Origin of the sequence: Corynebacterium sp. UMB10119B (assembly GCF_030228125.1) — a bacterium.
GTDB lineage: Bacteria > Actinomycetota > Actinomycetes > Mycobacteriales > Mycobacteriaceae > Corynebacterium > Corynebacterium pseudogenitalium.
Window position 1 is genome coordinate 67,840 of the sequence record NZ_JASPBG010000008.1, and the last position, 15,041, is coordinate 82,880.

At 60.6% G+C, this 15,041-nt stretch carries 14 protein-coding genes; 7 read left to right on the forward strand and 7 right to left on the reverse strand.

The features are described from left to right. Positions 1-23: 23 nt before the first annotated feature. The 3 genes from QP802_RS07545 to QP802_RS07555 are packed head-to-tail and all read right to left on the reverse strand — an operon-like array spanning position 24 to position 1,467. On the reverse strand, positions 24-557 hold the full coding sequence (locus tag QP802_RS07545) for a hypothetical protein (protein ID WP_256021875.1): 534 nt from the start codon (positions 555-557) through the stop codon (positions 24-26). Next, on the reverse strand, positions 554-1,021 hold the full coding sequence (locus QP802_RS07550; protein ID WP_256021873.1) for an HIT family protein: 468 nt from the start codon (positions 1,019-1,021) through the stop codon (positions 554-556). Before QP802_RS07550 ends, QP802_RS07545 begins: the two co-directional genes overlap by 4 nt. Beyond that, complete coding sequence (locus QP802_RS07555) at positions 991-1,467, reverse strand: TIR domain-containing protein (protein WP_256021872.1); 477 nt, start codon at positions 1,465-1,467, stop codon at positions 991-993. The genes QP802_RS07550 and QP802_RS07555 overlap by 31 nt, the downstream gene beginning before the upstream one ends. 157 nt (positions 1,468-1,624) lie before the next feature. On the opposite strand from QP802_RS07555, the gene QP802_RS07560 reads away from it, so the two are divergent. Further along, positions 1,625-1,900, forward strand: coding sequence for a hypothetical protein (locus QP802_RS07560; protein ID WP_256021870.1), 276 nt, complete (start codon positions 1,625-1,627; stop codon positions 1,898-1,900). A 962-nt stretch (positions 1,901-2,862) separates the two neighbouring features. Here the strand turns inward: QP802_RS07560 and QP802_RS07565 are convergent. Both QP802_RS07565 and QP802_RS07570 read right to left on the reverse strand, forming a co-directional pair. Next, a complete protein-coding gene (locus tag QP802_RS07565) occupies positions 2,863-4,206 on the reverse strand; it encodes a M20 family metallopeptidase (RefSeq protein WP_407933407.1) in 1,344 nt (447 codons plus the stop codon). Between the two features lie 15 nt (positions 4,207-4,221). Then, the gene (locus tag QP802_RS07570; RefSeq protein ID WP_284818142.1) at positions 4,222-5,700 is read right to left on the reverse strand and encodes an anaerobic C4-dicarboxylate transporter family protein; all 1,479 of its coding nucleotides are present in this window, start codon (positions 5,698-5,700) and stop codon (positions 4,222-4,224) included. A gap of 258 nt (positions 5,701-5,958) precedes the next feature. On the opposite strand from QP802_RS07570, the gene QP802_RS07575 reads away from it, so the two are divergent. Further along, entirely contained in the window at positions 5,959-6,774 is an 816-nt protein-coding gene (locus QP802_RS07575; RefSeq protein ID WP_284818144.1) for a hypothetical protein, read from the forward strand. 438 nt (positions 6,775-7,212) lie between these two features. Here QP802_RS07575 and QP802_RS07580 read toward each other — a convergent pair whose 3' ends face one another. Further along, complete coding sequence (locus tag QP802_RS07580; protein WP_284818146.1) at positions 7,213-8,511, reverse strand: Fic family protein; 1,299 nt, start codon at positions 8,509-8,511, stop codon at positions 7,213-7,215. A 186-nt stretch (positions 8,512-8,697) separates the two neighbouring features. Between QP802_RS07580 and QP802_RS07585 the strand changes: the two genes are divergently transcribed. Both QP802_RS07585 and QP802_RS07590 read left to right on the forward strand, forming a co-directional pair. Beyond that, positions 8,698-9,945: an inorganic phosphate transporter gene (locus QP802_RS07585; RefSeq protein ID WP_284818149.1), complete on the forward strand. Its 1,248-nt coding sequence runs from the start codon at positions 8,698-8,700 to the stop codon at positions 9,943-9,945. Between the two features lie 9 nt (positions 9,946-9,954). After that, positions 9,955-10,203 (forward strand): hypothetical protein, encoded by a 249-nt coding sequence (locus QP802_RS07590; protein WP_256021861.1) that lies wholly within the window; start codon positions 9,955-9,957, stop codon positions 10,201-10,203. 1,039 nt (positions 10,204-11,242) lie between these two features. On the opposite strand, the gene trpB is transcribed toward QP802_RS07590, so the two are convergent. Continuing rightward, on the reverse strand, positions 11,243-12,586 hold the full coding sequence (gene trpB, locus QP802_RS07595) for a tryptophan synthase subunit beta (protein ID WP_284818152.1): 1,344 nt from the start codon (positions 12,584-12,586) through the stop codon (positions 11,243-11,245). Positions 12,587-12,684: 98 nt separating this feature from the next. On the opposite strand from trpB, the gene QP802_RS07600 reads away from it, so the two are divergent. From QP802_RS07600 to QP802_RS07610, 3 genes are all read left to right on the forward strand, one after another. Beyond that, the gene (locus QP802_RS07600) at positions 12,685-13,209 is read left to right on the forward strand and encodes a PepSY domain-containing protein (protein WP_084028516.1); all 525 of its coding nucleotides are present in this window, start codon (positions 12,685-12,687) and stop codon (positions 13,207-13,209) included. Positions 13,210-13,379: 170 nt separating this feature from the next. After that, positions 13,380-14,732: a TRAP transporter large permease subunit gene (locus QP802_RS07605; protein WP_284818155.1), complete on the forward strand. Its 1,353-nt coding sequence runs from the start codon at positions 13,380-13,382 to the stop codon at positions 14,730-14,732. 3 nt (positions 14,733-14,735) lie between these two features. Further along, a complete protein-coding gene (locus QP802_RS07610) occupies positions 14,736-15,035 on the forward strand; it encodes a hypothetical protein (protein ID WP_256060212.1) in 300 nt (99 codons plus the stop codon). Positions 15,036-15,041 lie beyond the last annotated feature (6 nt).

Below are 15,041 nucleotides of genomic sequence, written 5' to 3' on the forward strand. Positions count from 1 at the left end.
TCGTTCAGTACGGGCCGTTTGGCTCAGTGGGTGGCTGCATACCAAAGAACCGCGATTCCCACGGCGAGGAACCCGCCGTAGAAGGGGAAGATCGACCACGAGAACCAGACTCTAGGATCAAAGAAGAACCAACCGCAGAAGGCTATCCACAAATTCTTCCAGAATCCTAGCCCATTGTCATCCTTGTCCTGCGATGATGGATCGCCATCCGCGTCTGGGATATTTCGGTCGATATCATGCGGGTCGAGCGAGAGTTCGGGAACTCTTTTTCCCGCAACGACGGCATTGTAAAGTCGCCTATACGCTCGCTCTTGCCGCAGGTAACTCGCATCCATGTAGCCGAAGAGTAGAATGGCTGCGATTCCAAGTATTGCCACAGTTTCTGATCGTTGGGTAAGCGCGTATCCGAATGTCGCGGTGACCACAGGCAGGAGCCAGCTCTTCGCCTGCGTCGAGGAGTGGGCCATCCGAGAAACGACGCTTTGAACATAGTCAAGGTGCTTTAGCCAAACGGTTTCGCTCGTGGCCCTGGTCTTCGGCCCGTCTCGCTCCGTCACGGCCGAAGCTTTCTGCAAGCGTCGCGGAGCGCGTCCCAAGTTTCATCTTTCGCGTGTTCAGAGTAGTGAGTCTCCGGAGGCCAGATGCGTCCGATAGCATCGTCCTTCCATCTCGGGACGAGGTGGACGTGAACGTGGTTGACACTCTGCGTGGCGACTTCGCCGTTCGACTGAATAACGTTAAGCCCTTCGGCCCCGATGGCTTCCACGATTACCCGTGACATGCGCGAGATTAGTAGACCGATGTGCTCGGCGTCGTCGTCGCGCAACTCCCAAATAAACGGGACATGCGCGCGCGGGACGATCATGGTGTGGCCCAGTACGGCTGGTTCCGTGGGAAAGAATGCCACTGCCCGATCGTCCCGATACACCTCGCGCGCATCAGGATCGTTCCGTTGCACAATTGTGCAAAACGGGCAACTGGGTTCAGCCGTCACAGACGAGTCTTGCCCTGCGTTGCCCATGTCGTCAAATGATCCTTCAAGTAGTTGTAGGTGGCTTTGGAATCGATCTTCCCTGTCCAGTCGGTCTGTGTCGGATCAAAGATCGGAACTCCTGAGACGCCTGAGACTCTGTCAAAAGGGTTGGGGCCCGATGAATCGACACTTCCCATTGAGGACAGGCCATGGATCCGAATACCGAGAAGAGGCTTCTTGTCATCCCATGCCTTCTGGATCTCATAGCGGACCCATTCACGCGACGCAGTTTCTTTGCCGACAAGAACGATGACGGCTGACTTCCACTTCATCTTGTCAGAGATCCATTCTTTGATGGCATTGTCGCCACCGCTCTTGACAGTCTCCCATTCTTGATGATTAAGGATGGGTTGTCCTTCGAGTGCTCCCATCTGTTCGATGAGTTGCACTCGATGAACATCTCGGTCGTAGTGGAAAGAGTAAAAAACGGCCATGTCCTTCTCCTTTGAACTCGTTCTCGGAGAGAAGCTCGCTCTCCTTCGTTAGTATATCCGAACTCCAGGGCCCACACCCTAGCTTCTGAGAGCGTGCCGGCTGTCGACAGCCGACCTACAGGCCCTGTGTCGGCCCGTCGCGCCGCGGGTCGCTTCGGTGCCGACCGTACTCGAACGGATCTCTGATCTGCCGCTCCCGCTTCGCCACTTGCCGTCGCTGTTGCTCTTGATCGGCACGTTTGGCCTCGAGCAGGCGTACAACCTCGTTCACTGGGAGATTGCAGAGTTCGTCGGCCTCGGCGCGGAGCATGGCGACCTGGTTCTTGGCGTCTCGCGCCACACGGTGCGAGTTGGGCGCGGGGTGGCTTCGATCCGTTCCGCGACTCGCGCGCGTTGCTGCACCCACATGACCTTATCGATGAGCCCGTTGTAATGGTCATCGTTGAGTTGCGCTAGGCGCTCTCGGTCCGCGTCGAGCGTCGCAGCAAGCCCGACCCGCGCAGTCAAGTCACCGCCGGTTGCTTGGCGTGTGGTAGGGTTCAGGAGGATCTGCTCGAACGTTGCCAGCACCGCCTCCTCCACGAGTTTGGAGATTTCGGCGGAGCGGACCGACCGGTGACACCCGCCGTGCGCCGACTGAATGCACCAATAGACGGGACCTCAGTGAATCATCGCAGTTCCACATGTCGAGGAGCTGATCAGACCTGATAACGAGTCAAGCCTGAGCACCTCTATCAAATCCAGTCTTACGTACTTGCACACGCAGCAGTACTTGCTGAGACGGAAAAATCCGGCCGGTCGCAGGCGCGATGGTTTATGCAACTCTGGGCGCACCGACAGCAGCTTTTGACCGGCATCAACATTTTCGTATTCATGGCCACGATTTTGCGTTTACCGCTTTAGACTTGAGTGGTCACACAAGCACAGTGCGGGATGAGGCGCTTGCTGCGCTTGGAGTAGAAGTCCCCATAGCATCGGCAGCTCACGCGGCGCTTTATGCCGTGAGTCCAGCTGAACCTACTTCTTAAGCCCAGCGCAGTGCTGTTAGCGACGGTCGAACTCGATCGAGCCGGTATTCGGGAACACGTCGTAGACATCCTGGACGGAGGTGAGGCGGCATTCATCAAACGACGCCAAAAGTACAACCTGTAATGAGCAGTATTTGGGTGTTCCAGAAGTAAATGTCCGCTTCTATCCACGCGCCACCATAAGTACATGCACCGATCTCACGCCCGGTTGCATGTCTGTCGAATAACACCCTCACTTATTCTGATGGAGCGTTTGCGCTCTGTGGAGGATTCGCCTTTTCCGCGATACGTACGCGGAGTGAGCAGGGGAGAAATCGCTAAGGGCGACACCCAATCCCTTGGGTGTCGCCCTTCGAAGCTCTGGCTATTAGTCGAAGTAATGCTCGACGTCGATAGAGCCGCCGGCGGCTTCGAATTCGTCCTTCACTGCCTTGCGCAGGTCAGCGTCGGTCAGGAAGTCCAGCGCGACTTGGGCTAGGCCGTATGCGCCGTCGACTGCACCGCGGTCACCCTTTTCCGTGCCGACGGATGCTTCGAACTCGCGGGTATGCAGAGCCTGATCCTCGTTCGCGACCTTGATCAGCGGGTGGATGCCCGGCACGCGGTACGACACGTTGCCGAAGTCCGTTGATGCAGCAAGGATCTCGGACACGACGCCGCGCGGAAGTGGATCGCGGCCACGACGACGCTGCGCCTCAACCCAGCGGGAAACCAGTTGATCGTTCGCGCGAACACCGAGGGTTGCGGGGCTGTAGTCCCATTCGATGTCGACGCCACAATCGGTCATCTGCGCGGCACCCCTCACTACGTTCTCAACACGTCGCGAAAGGTCCTTCAGCGTGTCTGGGTACTTGGAGCGGACGTAGAACTTCATCTCCGCTTCCTCAGTAATGATCGATTGGCGGGTGCCGCCCTTCGTGATGATCGCGTGGATCCTATCTGATGGCGGTACCTGCTGACGCAGCACAGCAAGACCTTGGTACGTCATCGCCGCGGCGTCGAGCGCGTTTCGGCCCATGAACGGCTGCGAGGAAGCGTGGGCGGCAACGCCATGGAAGGTGACGTTCAGGACGCGGCGTCCGAGCCAGACCTGGTCTGCAAGGTCGTAGCCGTAGGAGTGGACCATGATGCACGCGTCCATATCCTCTGGCTTGAATGCGCCACCGCGGGCCATGACCTCCTTACCCGACGAGCCCTCCTCAGCTGGGGTGCCGATGTACTTCACGGTGCCCTTGAACGCATCCGGGTTCTCGCGGACGAGTGCTGCCAGGGCAAGGTAGGCGCCCAGGCCGGTTGCAGCCATCACGTTGTGGCCGCAAGCGTGCCCGATCTCGGGGAGGGCGTCGTACTCGGACAGGATCGCGATCGTTGGGCCGTCCCCGTTGACGAGGTGGGATTCAAACGCGGTCTCTACTCCGTAGACACCGACCTCGACATCGAGGTCGTGCTCCTTCAGGATTTCAGCGATGCGCTTGACCGAACCGTATTCTTCAAATGCGGTTTCTGGGTTCGCGTGGAGGTATTGAGACAGACCGATGATGGTGTCGGAGTGGGCGTCGACAAGCTCTTCGAGCCGATCGCACAGCTCCTTCGGCGCACCTTCAGCCGTCGGCGCATGGTAGCGCATCGTCTCCTTCGCGATCTGCGTCTCTGCAGCGAGATGCTGCGTAAATGCGGGATTCGGGGGAGTTGGTTCGTGCATATCGCACATAATGATTCCTTTCTTTTAACCAAATATGGAGCCAAGTGCCATGCCTGTCGCGACAGCGGCGACGATCGCCACTACGCCCGGCAGCATGAACGAGTGATTGAATACAAACTTTCCGATTCGGGTCGTACCAGTGCGGTCGAAGTTGATCGCCGCAACAATCGTGCCGTACGTCGGCAGGAAGAATGCGCCATTGACCGCTGGCCACATACCAGCCAACAGACCCGGCGCGAGCCCAAGCGAAAGACCAAGCGGCATCAACGTACGCGTTGTCGACGCCTGCGAGAACAGCACAATCGAGCACGCAAACAGGGCGATAGCGAACATCCACGGATACTGCGAAACAAGACCCTCCAGGCCACCGACGATAAAGTCTTCGTTCGCCTCAATAACTGTGAGGCCCAGCCACGCGAGGCCGAAAATACCCACAATCGCGATCAAACCGGTCTTCGCAATCGAGGAAGTAGCAACCGCGCCGACCTTCACGTGCGTCACCGCAACCATGATCGCCGCCGCCGACAGCATCAGAATCTGCAACAGCACCGCAATACTCAGCGGCTTTCCTTCTTCCCCTGGAGGACGAAGCTCTGGAATTGCGCCGAAGATCACGACGAGCACGACAGTGACCAAGAAGATCGCGGCAGTGATCCGCGGGGAACCAGGCCGTGCACCATTCTTCTCAGCAGTGATGTCCTCCTCGAGGCGGCCGTCAGCACCAATACTTGCCGACGCCCCCTCCGTCTCCTCGAGCAACGCCACGGAACCCTTGGAGGAAGCCAAAATCTGATCCTTCGCCTGCTCAACCGAGATCTTCTCCCGCTTTGCCTTACGCTGCGCCTTCACAAGAAGCGGAATGTCCTCGACCTCACCAGCCGCCACACGGCGCTGGAACTCCGGATCATCCTCCAACTCCTTGCCATAACGCAACATCACAAGCGACGCGACCAGCACACCAACGATCGTCGCCGGCACCGCAATCAACATGATCTTCGGAAGCGAATAGCCAGCACCCTCAACCACCACGATGAACGCAGCCATCGCAGCCGACACAGGGGAAGCAGTGATGCCCTGCAAACTTGCAACAACACTGACCGAAATCGGGCGCTCAGGGCGAATACCGTTACGCAGCGCCGTATCGTGAATAACCGGCAACAGCGGGTACAAAATGTGGCCAGTACCAGCAGCAAACGTGAAAATATACGCCACCATCGGCGCAATAAAGGTGATGCGCTCCGGGTAACGCTTAATGATCTTCTCCGCCATCCGGACGAAGAAATCAATACCACCAGCAGCCTGCATCGTCGCCGTCGCGCACGTGACTGCCAGAATAATCAGCATCACGTCCACAGGCGGCTTCGCCGGTGTCTCTCGAAAAACAAAAGTCAGAATGAGAAGGCCGATACCTCCCCAGAAGCCGAGGGCGATGCCACCGTGCCGTGAACCCAACCAGATGCACGCCAGCATTACCGCAAGTTCGGCAAGCAAAATCCATGCCATAAGAATCTCCTTAGCGGTGTGTCATATATTTATCCATCTTAAGTTTGATATAGGTAAAATAAATATTTATTCGGAAACTAACCACATGAGATAAGTCACGCCAATAGCGGTCTGGCGTGTGGTATTTTGCGCGCGCATGTGGGGGTGGGGGTATCTTTGGGCTCGGCCGCTGACCGGCCGAAACTTGACAAATGATGAGGGGGGGGGGGGCTTGAATGGTCCTGAATTTTGTTTTTCTCCACCGACTAGGGAGTAACCATGACTCAACCTATCCCAACGCCTGAGCAGTCAATGCCCATGTACGCGCAGCCCGCGCAGCCGGCACCGACGAAGAACACGCTGGGCCTCATTGCGCTTATCGTCGCGATCCTCGGGCTCATTCTTTCGTTCGTGAAGGGCGCGCTGATCGCGGGCTGGGTCCTGCTGCCGATCGGGTTCATCCTGGGCATCGTATCCCTGTTCATGAAGAACAAAAAGAAGGGCATGGGCATCGGGGCGATCGTGGTCTCGGTGGTGGGTGCGATCGTAGCGCCGGTCATGTTCCTGGCCTACATTGGCGACGCCGCCGACGAAGCACTCAACGCACCTCCCGCTCAGACCGGCCCAGAAGGCACAACCATCGAGAACAAGGGGAAGGACGCGCAGGGCACAAGCCGCGACAACCCGCTTCCGATGGGCTCCAGCGTCGAGTCCAAGGAGTGGTCCTACACCATCAACAGCGTCGACCTCAACGCCACCGACGCCGTCATGGCCGAAAACCCATTTAACGACGCCCCGGCCGACGGCCAGCAGTACATCCTGATCAACGTCACCGCCACCTACACCGGCAACGACCCAGAAGGATCCATCCCACTCGGCTCGGTTGCGTACGTATCCGCTGACGGCAACACCTTCTCCTCGCACGATAACCTCGCCGTCGCGCCAGATGACTTCGACCAGCTTGGCACCCTGTACGAAGGCGCAAGCACCACCGGCAACATTGCTATCGCGGTACCTTCGGAAGGAATCGAGAACGGTGTGCTGGCGGTCTCGCCAGACATGTTCTCCGGAAAGTCCTTCGTGGCGGTGCAGTAGTTAGTTTCTTGGGCTCCCCTCCAGGTTGCTGGTAGGGGAGTTTTTTCGTGTCTGGTCGAGGGGCTTAGTCGGCGGGCGCGGGCGGGCGCACCAAAATCCGGGTTTTCTGTTTGCCTCGTTTGTGTTTCCCCAGGTCGCCGCTGTCTCGTGCTGGATTGTGGTGCACAGCTAACGTTCAGGAAGCGCCTTTAGTTGCTTGTGCTCCTCTGGCGCCCTCTCGAGCCGGGTTAAAAGCGTGGGCTTTAAGGAGTGCGACGCTGGTCGGCGAAAATCGGCCGGGCTGGGTGAGAAAGCACGACCTGCATCGCACGCTTCGAAGCGAACGCTTTGAGTGCACAGGGGCGTGCTGCCCGGAGAACCAGGTCGGGACCGTTGCGCTTGGTCTCGGTCGTGCCGTTCCTGTTTGTGGGGTTGCCGGGGTGAGCTGCCAGGGGTGAGCTACCCCTTGAACGCCCGCACCGCGTCGGCGAGTACGACTGCCGACCAGGCGCGGATGCGGGCAGTCAGGCTCACGCTGATGTCCGGGGTGAGCTCGCGACGAAACACTTCCAGGTTCCGTGGACCAGGACGACCAGATGGCTGCGCATACGTACAAGCCACGATGTATTCGGGACGATCGGTAGCCTGCAGATTGGCAAACACGCTGAAGTTTGCGGTCACTTGGGAGCCGGAAGATGAGGTTGGCGTGAGGGAGAAAGAAAAGCCGTCAGCGTCGGTCCAGGTTGGGGTGGTGCAGGTGCGGGCGATGGTGGCGTCGAAAAGTGGGTGGTGTTGCAGTGCCTCAAACTGGCGCTCGAGCTCCGTGAACACCATGTCCGCGAGGCGGAGTGCGGAGGCATCGCCGAGGTCGGCGAGGGCGGAATCGACGTCATTTGTGCCGCCGAGTTCGAGCATCGCGACGTTCATCGTGTCAATCGCCCGCTGCTCAATGAAATCAATGAACGGGCGGAACACACCCGCATCGGCGCTCTCGAGGGCGTCGTAGTAGTGGTGCTTCTGGTCGTCGAAAATTACAAGGGGGATGCCCGGATCCCGATACAAAAACACCGACGCCAACGCGCGCGCCACACGCCCATTGCCATCAGCAAACGGGTGCACGCACACAAACGCATAATGCACATACGACGCCTGCACCACCGGATGCGCCGCCACAAACTCATCCGAACGACACTGCTCCACCAGGCGCTGCATCTCACTCGGCGTCTCCTCCGGGGACGCGTACACGTGCTGCGAACCATCCGGACGCACCGGGGAATTCTGCTGCGACTTATACACGCCACGCTGCAGCGGCTGCTTCTGTCGACGAACCTCACCAGCAATCAGCACCCTGACCTCATACTCGTCCTGGCTCGCCATGATCGTTTCGTGCAGGCGACGGATCAACGACTCCGTCAACGGCCAACGGCCCGTAGCCACATCAAGCGCCAGGTTGTAGCCGTCCATCGCCGCTTCAAACGACGGCCGCGCATGGACACCGCGCTCCTCCATCGCAGATTCCCAACCATGCGCCTGCTTCGCCACCGAATACGTAAAACCACGATCCGAACGAAACACCCCCTCAATCGCATTCGTATCGACGGCAGCAAAGCGCGTCGACTCACGCGAATAGCGAGCACGCTGCTCCGCCCCAAAACACCGAAACTCGGCAGCAAGCCGCTCAAACGACCCGTGCCCGTTCGCTTGGTCGGACCACTCAGCAAACGTCGGAAACGGAACGTACGCAGCGGAATCGTTCACGGTACACCTCCCCAACCTCGGCGTGTCCTCATTGGCACAGACTCTAACACGAACACACCCCCACGCCAGCCCCAGAAGGTGAACAACCGGCGGACGGGCTGGGAAAAGGCCTGGTGGGAGGTGAACAATAGGTAAAAAGTGGAAAAGAGTTTTATTCCGCGCTGGGGAGGAGAATAATGCCAGGTTGTGAGTATCACTATCCTTCTGATTCTGATTATCGCCGTGGCGCTGTTCTTCGACTTCACGAACGGTTTTCACGACACGGCGAACGCGATGGCCACATCCATCGCGACGGGGGCGCTCAAGCCGAAAACGGCGGTGGCGCTCGCGGGCGTCCTTAATCTCATAGGGGCGTTCCTGTCGGTGGCGGTGGCGAAGACGGTGGCGAGTGGCATCGTGAAGTTGGATGGGTTCGACCTGACCGACACCATCGAATCCGAAAAGCTGCTGCTCGTGGTGTTCGCCGGGCTGACCGGTGCCATCATGTGGAACCTGTTCACGTGGCTGTACGGGATTCCATCATCGTCCTCGCACGCGCTGTTCGGCGGGCTGATCGGCGCGGCGATCGCAGCAATCGGGTGGGGAGGTGTCGTGTGGGAAGGCGTCCTGGACAAAATCATCCTGCCCGCAGTATTCGCGCCGTTCGTCGCGGGGATCATTGCGGCCGTCGCGACGTGGCTGGTGTACCGACTCACCGCCAACGCCGAACACGAACACCGCGACACCTACTTCCGCTGGGGACAGGTCGGGACCGCGTCGCTCGTCGCGCTCGCGCACGGCACGTCCGACGCCCAAAAAACGATGGGCGTCATCTTCCTCGCCATGGTCGCCGCCGGGCAATTCGACGCCGACCACACCATGCCCTTCTGGATCCAAGCAGCGTGCGCCCTGGCCATCGCCATCGGCACCTACTCGGGCGGGTTCCGCGTCATCCGCACACTGGGCAAAGGGCTCGTCGAGATCCACCCGCCACAAGGCCTCGCCGCGGAAACATCGTCCGCAGCAATCATCCTGACCTCCTCCCACCTCGGCATGGCACTATCGACGACCCACGTCGCCACCGGCTCCATCATGGGCTCCGGGCTCACGGGCCCAAAGGGTGAAGTGCGCTGGGGAGTCGCCGGAAGGATGGCGCTCGCCTGGATCACCACACTGCCGATCGCGGCAGCCATCTCCTTCGTCACGTGGTGGGTGGCGAAGTGGGCGTCGACAATTGGAGGCGACCTCGTCTGGGGAGGCATCCTCCTCACCGTCATCCTCGCAATTGGCGGCGGCTACATGTTCTACCGCGCGCAACTGCAGCCTGTGCACCGCGACAACGTCAACGACGACTGGGACCCAATCGACGGCCCCGAAGGCCCCCAAACCGGACCGACCGGGCCCGCGCACATCGTCGACACCACCCACGGACTCAACCACCACCTGGGCAAATAGGAGACACCAATGCTGAAATCACTACTCATGGTCCTCGGCGTAGGCATGCTCCTCGGCGCCGGACTGCCGACTCTGTTCTCCATGGCCATCCACTTCCTCTCCCCGGACGAAGACGGCACGGCGGCGAGCGGAGTGCGGCGTTTCGTTGGGTGGGCCTTTTTGGCCGTTGTGCTCGTGGCCGTGGTGGCCGCCATTTTGCTGATCGCGCGCGAACGGATCGAATACTTCACCGGGTGGGACCCGTACCCGTTCCTGTAGGTTTTCGTTCCGGTCGAGGTGTTAAAGGGCAGGGCCATGCTGGTAGCCAGAAACCGTCCTTGGCCAGTGCGAATGCGCGACCTGCATCGCACGCTTCTAATCCCACGCTTTAAATGGGTTGGGAGGTACTTCTGCGGTTCAGCCGTAGATCCTGACTGCACGAGAATGAGGGAAGGTCCGGAAAGCAATCGGTGCGATTACGATCCGGACCTTTATGGCGTTAGTGGCCAACTCGCTAGTCTCACGAAGCCCTTCACTTTGCTTGCCGGCGGGTGAGGGGCTTCGCCTTTACGCTGACATGGAGGCGTTGGGCGACTTCATGTCATACCCCATTATAGACGAGTTGTTGCCCTTCGGTTCAAGCCTGGGGAAATGAGTGTGCTGGCCACCGGGACTCGTTCCAGAAATACCTGCGACACGCCAATAGTGGGTGTTGACAAACTAATTTTGTGGCCCTAGAGTTACCTCAACGTGAACAGAAGGTTAACAACCTTCACACTTTGAAAGGAGGGACCCACATGATGCAGTTGATCAACCAAATCCGCACGTGGTTCCGCGACGAGAACAACGGCGTTGCCACCGGCTTCGACGTACTACCGCTCGCAGTCCTTCCACGGGCATAATTGCAAATGGGTTTGAGCCCGCACCCCTAGCTTTCGTGGCTGGGGGTGCGGGTTTTTGCGTTGGTGAGGGAGTGCGCACCAGATTCCAGGATTTTGGGAGGGCACCTGGGCAAAAGACCAGGTCGCAGGTTGGGCGGGAGGGAATGTGGTGTCCCCCCAACCGAGTGAGTGCCAAAGGACGCAACCCCTTTTTCGCGACCTGGGCTTTTGCCGGATCTGGCAGATGGAATTGCGTCCTTTGGCACTACTGCGAGGAGGCGCGCACCAAATTCCAGGATTTTGGGAAAGCGCCGGGGTAAAAGCCCAGGTCGCCGCAACGTCCAAAGGGAATGTGGTGCACAGGCCATGCACAGGCAGCACACAGGCAGGCGCGGGAAGAAAAAAGGGCCCCACGAGGGACCCTCAAGAACCCAAAACTAGTGGGCGACGGTGTGGCCGGCCTCGCGTTCGTTGGAGGAGCTCGTCATGGAGGCGAGGACTTCGCTGATGTGGAGGTCGCCGATGGGGGCTTGCTCGGGGTCGTCGAAGAGTTGGTCGCCGAGGATGTTGTAGACGTAGTCGAGGTCCTTGTCGCCGCGGCCGGACAGGTTGACCAGCAGGTTGAGCTCGTGGCCGTCGGCGTCGGCGACTTCGGCGAGCTTCAGGGCGTAGGCCAGGGCGTGGGACGACTCGAGGGCGGGAATGATGCCCTCGTAGCGGGAGAGCAGGCGGAAGGCCTGGAGGGCGTCCTCGTCGGTGACGGCGACGTATTGGGCGCGGCCGATCTCGCGGAGGTAGGCGTGCTCGGGGCCGACGCCTGGGTAGTCCAGGCCCGCGGAGACGGAGAAGGACTCAGGGAGGACTTCGCCGTCCTGACCTGTGACGATGTAGGAGCGGGAGCCGTGCAGGATGCCCAGCTTGCCGTGGTTGAGTGGTGCGCCGTGGCGGTCGGTGTCCAGGCCTTCGCCGGCGGGTTCGACGCCGATGAGTTTGACGTCGGCGTTGCCGGGCTCGTCCTTCAGGTATTCGGCGAAGGCGCCGATGGCGTTGGAGCCGCCGCCGACGGCGGCGATGACGGCGTCGGGAAGTCGGCCGGTGTCCTCGAGCATCTGCTGGCGGGACTCGCGCGAAATGACGGCCTGGAACTCCTTGACCAGGGTCGGGAAGGGGTGGGGGCCGCACGCGGAGCCGAGGACGTAGTGGGTGGAGTCAATGTTTTCGACCCAGTCCTGCAGGGCGATGTCGATGGCGTTGGACATGGAGCCGCCGGTGTCGTTGGTGACGGGGACGACGGTGGCGCCCATCAGGCGCATACGGCGCACGTTCGGCTGCTGGCGGGCGACGTCCTGCGCGCCCATGTAGATCGTGCACTCCATACCCATCAGTGCTGCGACCATGGCGGTGGCGGTGCCGTGCTGGCCGGCGCCGGTTTCGGCGATGAGGCGGTTCTTGCCCAGCCGCTTCGCGATCAGCGCCTGCGCCAGCACCTGGTTGCCCTTGTGGGCGCCGCCATGCGCGAGGTCTTCACGCTTCAGGAAAATTTTCGACGACCCAACCCTCGGCAGGTTGGCACATTCGTAGACCGGGGTCGGCCGGCCGAGGAACTTCGCTTGGAGGCGCGAGAGCTCGTCGAGAAACTCCTTGTCCTCGCGGGCCTCGACGAAGGCGCGCTCCAACTGATCGAGCACCGGGTAGAGCGGCTCGGGAACGTACTGCCCGCCGAACTCTCCGAAATATGCAGGTAGAAGCGTGTCGCGCTCAATCTTTTCCACATCGGTCATGGTGAATTTCCTCCGCGTTTGTGAACCTTTGTTGTGCGACACTCTACCTCCAAAACGGGTACGGTGGGGGCTTTCTGAACCCGAACGAAGGAGCAATCATGAAACGCACACTGACAGTCTTGGCCGCGGCGGCACTGCTCGCAGGCTGCTCGAACGGCACGGACGAGGCACCAGCGACGAAGACCGTGACGGAGGCTCCGGAGACCACGGTGGCGACGACGACCACGGCTGCGGCGTCTGAAAGCGCGGGCGAGGCCACCAACGACGCCGCGTACGACGCGATTGAGGCGGCGCGACCATTCGGCACCGTCATTGCCATCGACCGCGAGGACAACACCAACGCCTTCGAGGTCAAGGTCGCGGCAGAGGACAAGATCGTTGAGCTGCATGTCGACGGCAACCACGTGATGGAAAAGGAGTCCGAGCAGGACGCGGAGGACGTCGCGAAGGCGGGCCAGGCAACCGTGGCGATCGAGGACGCGATCAAGGAGGCACTGGGCCAGCACGACGGCATCCTGGACTCGGCGGAGCTCGACGAAGACAATGGCGCGCTGCAGTGGGAGATCAGCATCGATAACCCGGACGGCTCTGACCTGGCGGAACTGAACGTCCCGGCGAAGTAGGGATTACCGCTACTGGGGGTCAAACCCGGGCGGGTGCAACAACGCACCCGCCCGGGTTTTTGCGTTGATGGGGGAGGAGGGGCGTCGATAATTAGTTTGAGCATATAGGCCCGACAACATCCAACGCGTAATGTGTGCCGCGTCACTAATTGGAGTTGAAGGGAGTGAACATGGGCATCGTTGCGTTGATAGTGTTCATCGCGATCACGGTTGTGTTCAATGTTTTGCTAAAGCGCAATATTGCAGAAGCGCTGCTGATCGGCCTGGTGGGCGTGGCACTCGTCGGCGGAACGAGGGCGCCAGAACTGCTGTGGCTGGGAATTAAAAAGGCCGTCTCCTCGGAGGTCACGTTCGCCGGTATGGCGTTCGTGTTCATGGGGATCATTGTGCAGTCGACGGGCTTGATTGACAGGCTAATTACCATCCTGAACTCGATCTTCGGCCGGCTGCGCGGCGGGGCGGGCTACGTGTCCACCCTGGCCTCGGCGATGATGGGACTCATCGCGGGATCGACCGCTGGCAACTCCGCCACAGTCGGCTCCGTGACCATCCCGTGGATGAAGCAGACCGGCTTCTCCTCCAACAGGGCAGCGACCCTTGTCGCAGGTAACTCCGGCCTGGGCGTGGCGCTGCCGCCGAACTCCACCATGTTCATCATTCTGGCGATGCCGGCGGCTGCGGCGTCGTCGGCAAGTCAGGTGTACGTCGCGCTGGCCTGCGCCGGTGCGTATGCGGTGCTCTACCGCCTGGCGGTCGTGTTCTTCTGGACCAAGAAGGACCGCATCCCCAAGACCCCGAAGGACCAGATCGTGCCGTTCGGGCAGGCGTGGGCGCAGGGGTGGCGCTCGCCGTCGATCTTCCTCGGCATCATCATCCCGGTGCTGCTCACCATCGGCCCGCTGGCCAACTGGTTCAAAAACTCCACCGGCGTCGGCGAGGACGGCATCAAGGCCATCTCCATCATCGTGTGGGTGCCGGTGCTGATCACGCTCATCGCGCTCATCGAAGGTGCGGGCCGCATCCGCCGCAACAACGCCCAGTTCAGGGCGCAGATCGTCCGGGACCTGCCGAGCTTCGCCACCGTGGGCATCTCGCTGTTCGCAGCGCTCGCGGCCGCGTCCATCATGGAGGAACTCGGCGTGGGCGACCAGCTCTCCAACACGCTCGGGGCGATGGACCTGCCGAAGTGGGTCATGATCCTCGTCGTCGGCGTGCTCGCCGTCGTCGTGGCAACCCCGCTGTCTTCCACTGCGACGGCAGCCGCCATCGGCGCCCCGGCAGTCGCGGCGCTCACCACGGTGGGCATCGACCCGACGGTGGCGATCGTCGTCACCCTGCTGTGCACCTCGACGGAGGGGGCGTCGCCACCCGTGGGCGCGCCGATCTACCTCTCGGCCGCGATGGCGGAAGCCAACCCGACCAAGATGTTCATCCCGCTCATCATCTACTTTGTCCTGCCGATGATCCTGCTGGCGTGGCTCGTCGGCATGGGACTGGTCCCCGTCTACGTACCAGGAGCGTAAACCATGAACCCAATCTTCAAGCTCTTCTATTTCCTGTTCTACGTCTTCCTCGCCGCGTTCCTCCTCGGCGGGCTCGCGCTCGTCGGCATTCAGGCGGTCGGCCTTGTCACCGGCAGCGGCGACACCATCACCGGCGCCAAAGCGGCGCTCGCGCCATGGGTCTTCGGCGCAGCTACACTTTGTGCAGTATCCGCATTCGTGCTCGGCTACCGCCCAGAAGCGCTCCGAGCACAACGCGAACAACGCAAACGCGACAAAGAAGTGCAGTTCCACGAGCACCGCGACGAAAACAGCGCAGAATAACAGAGG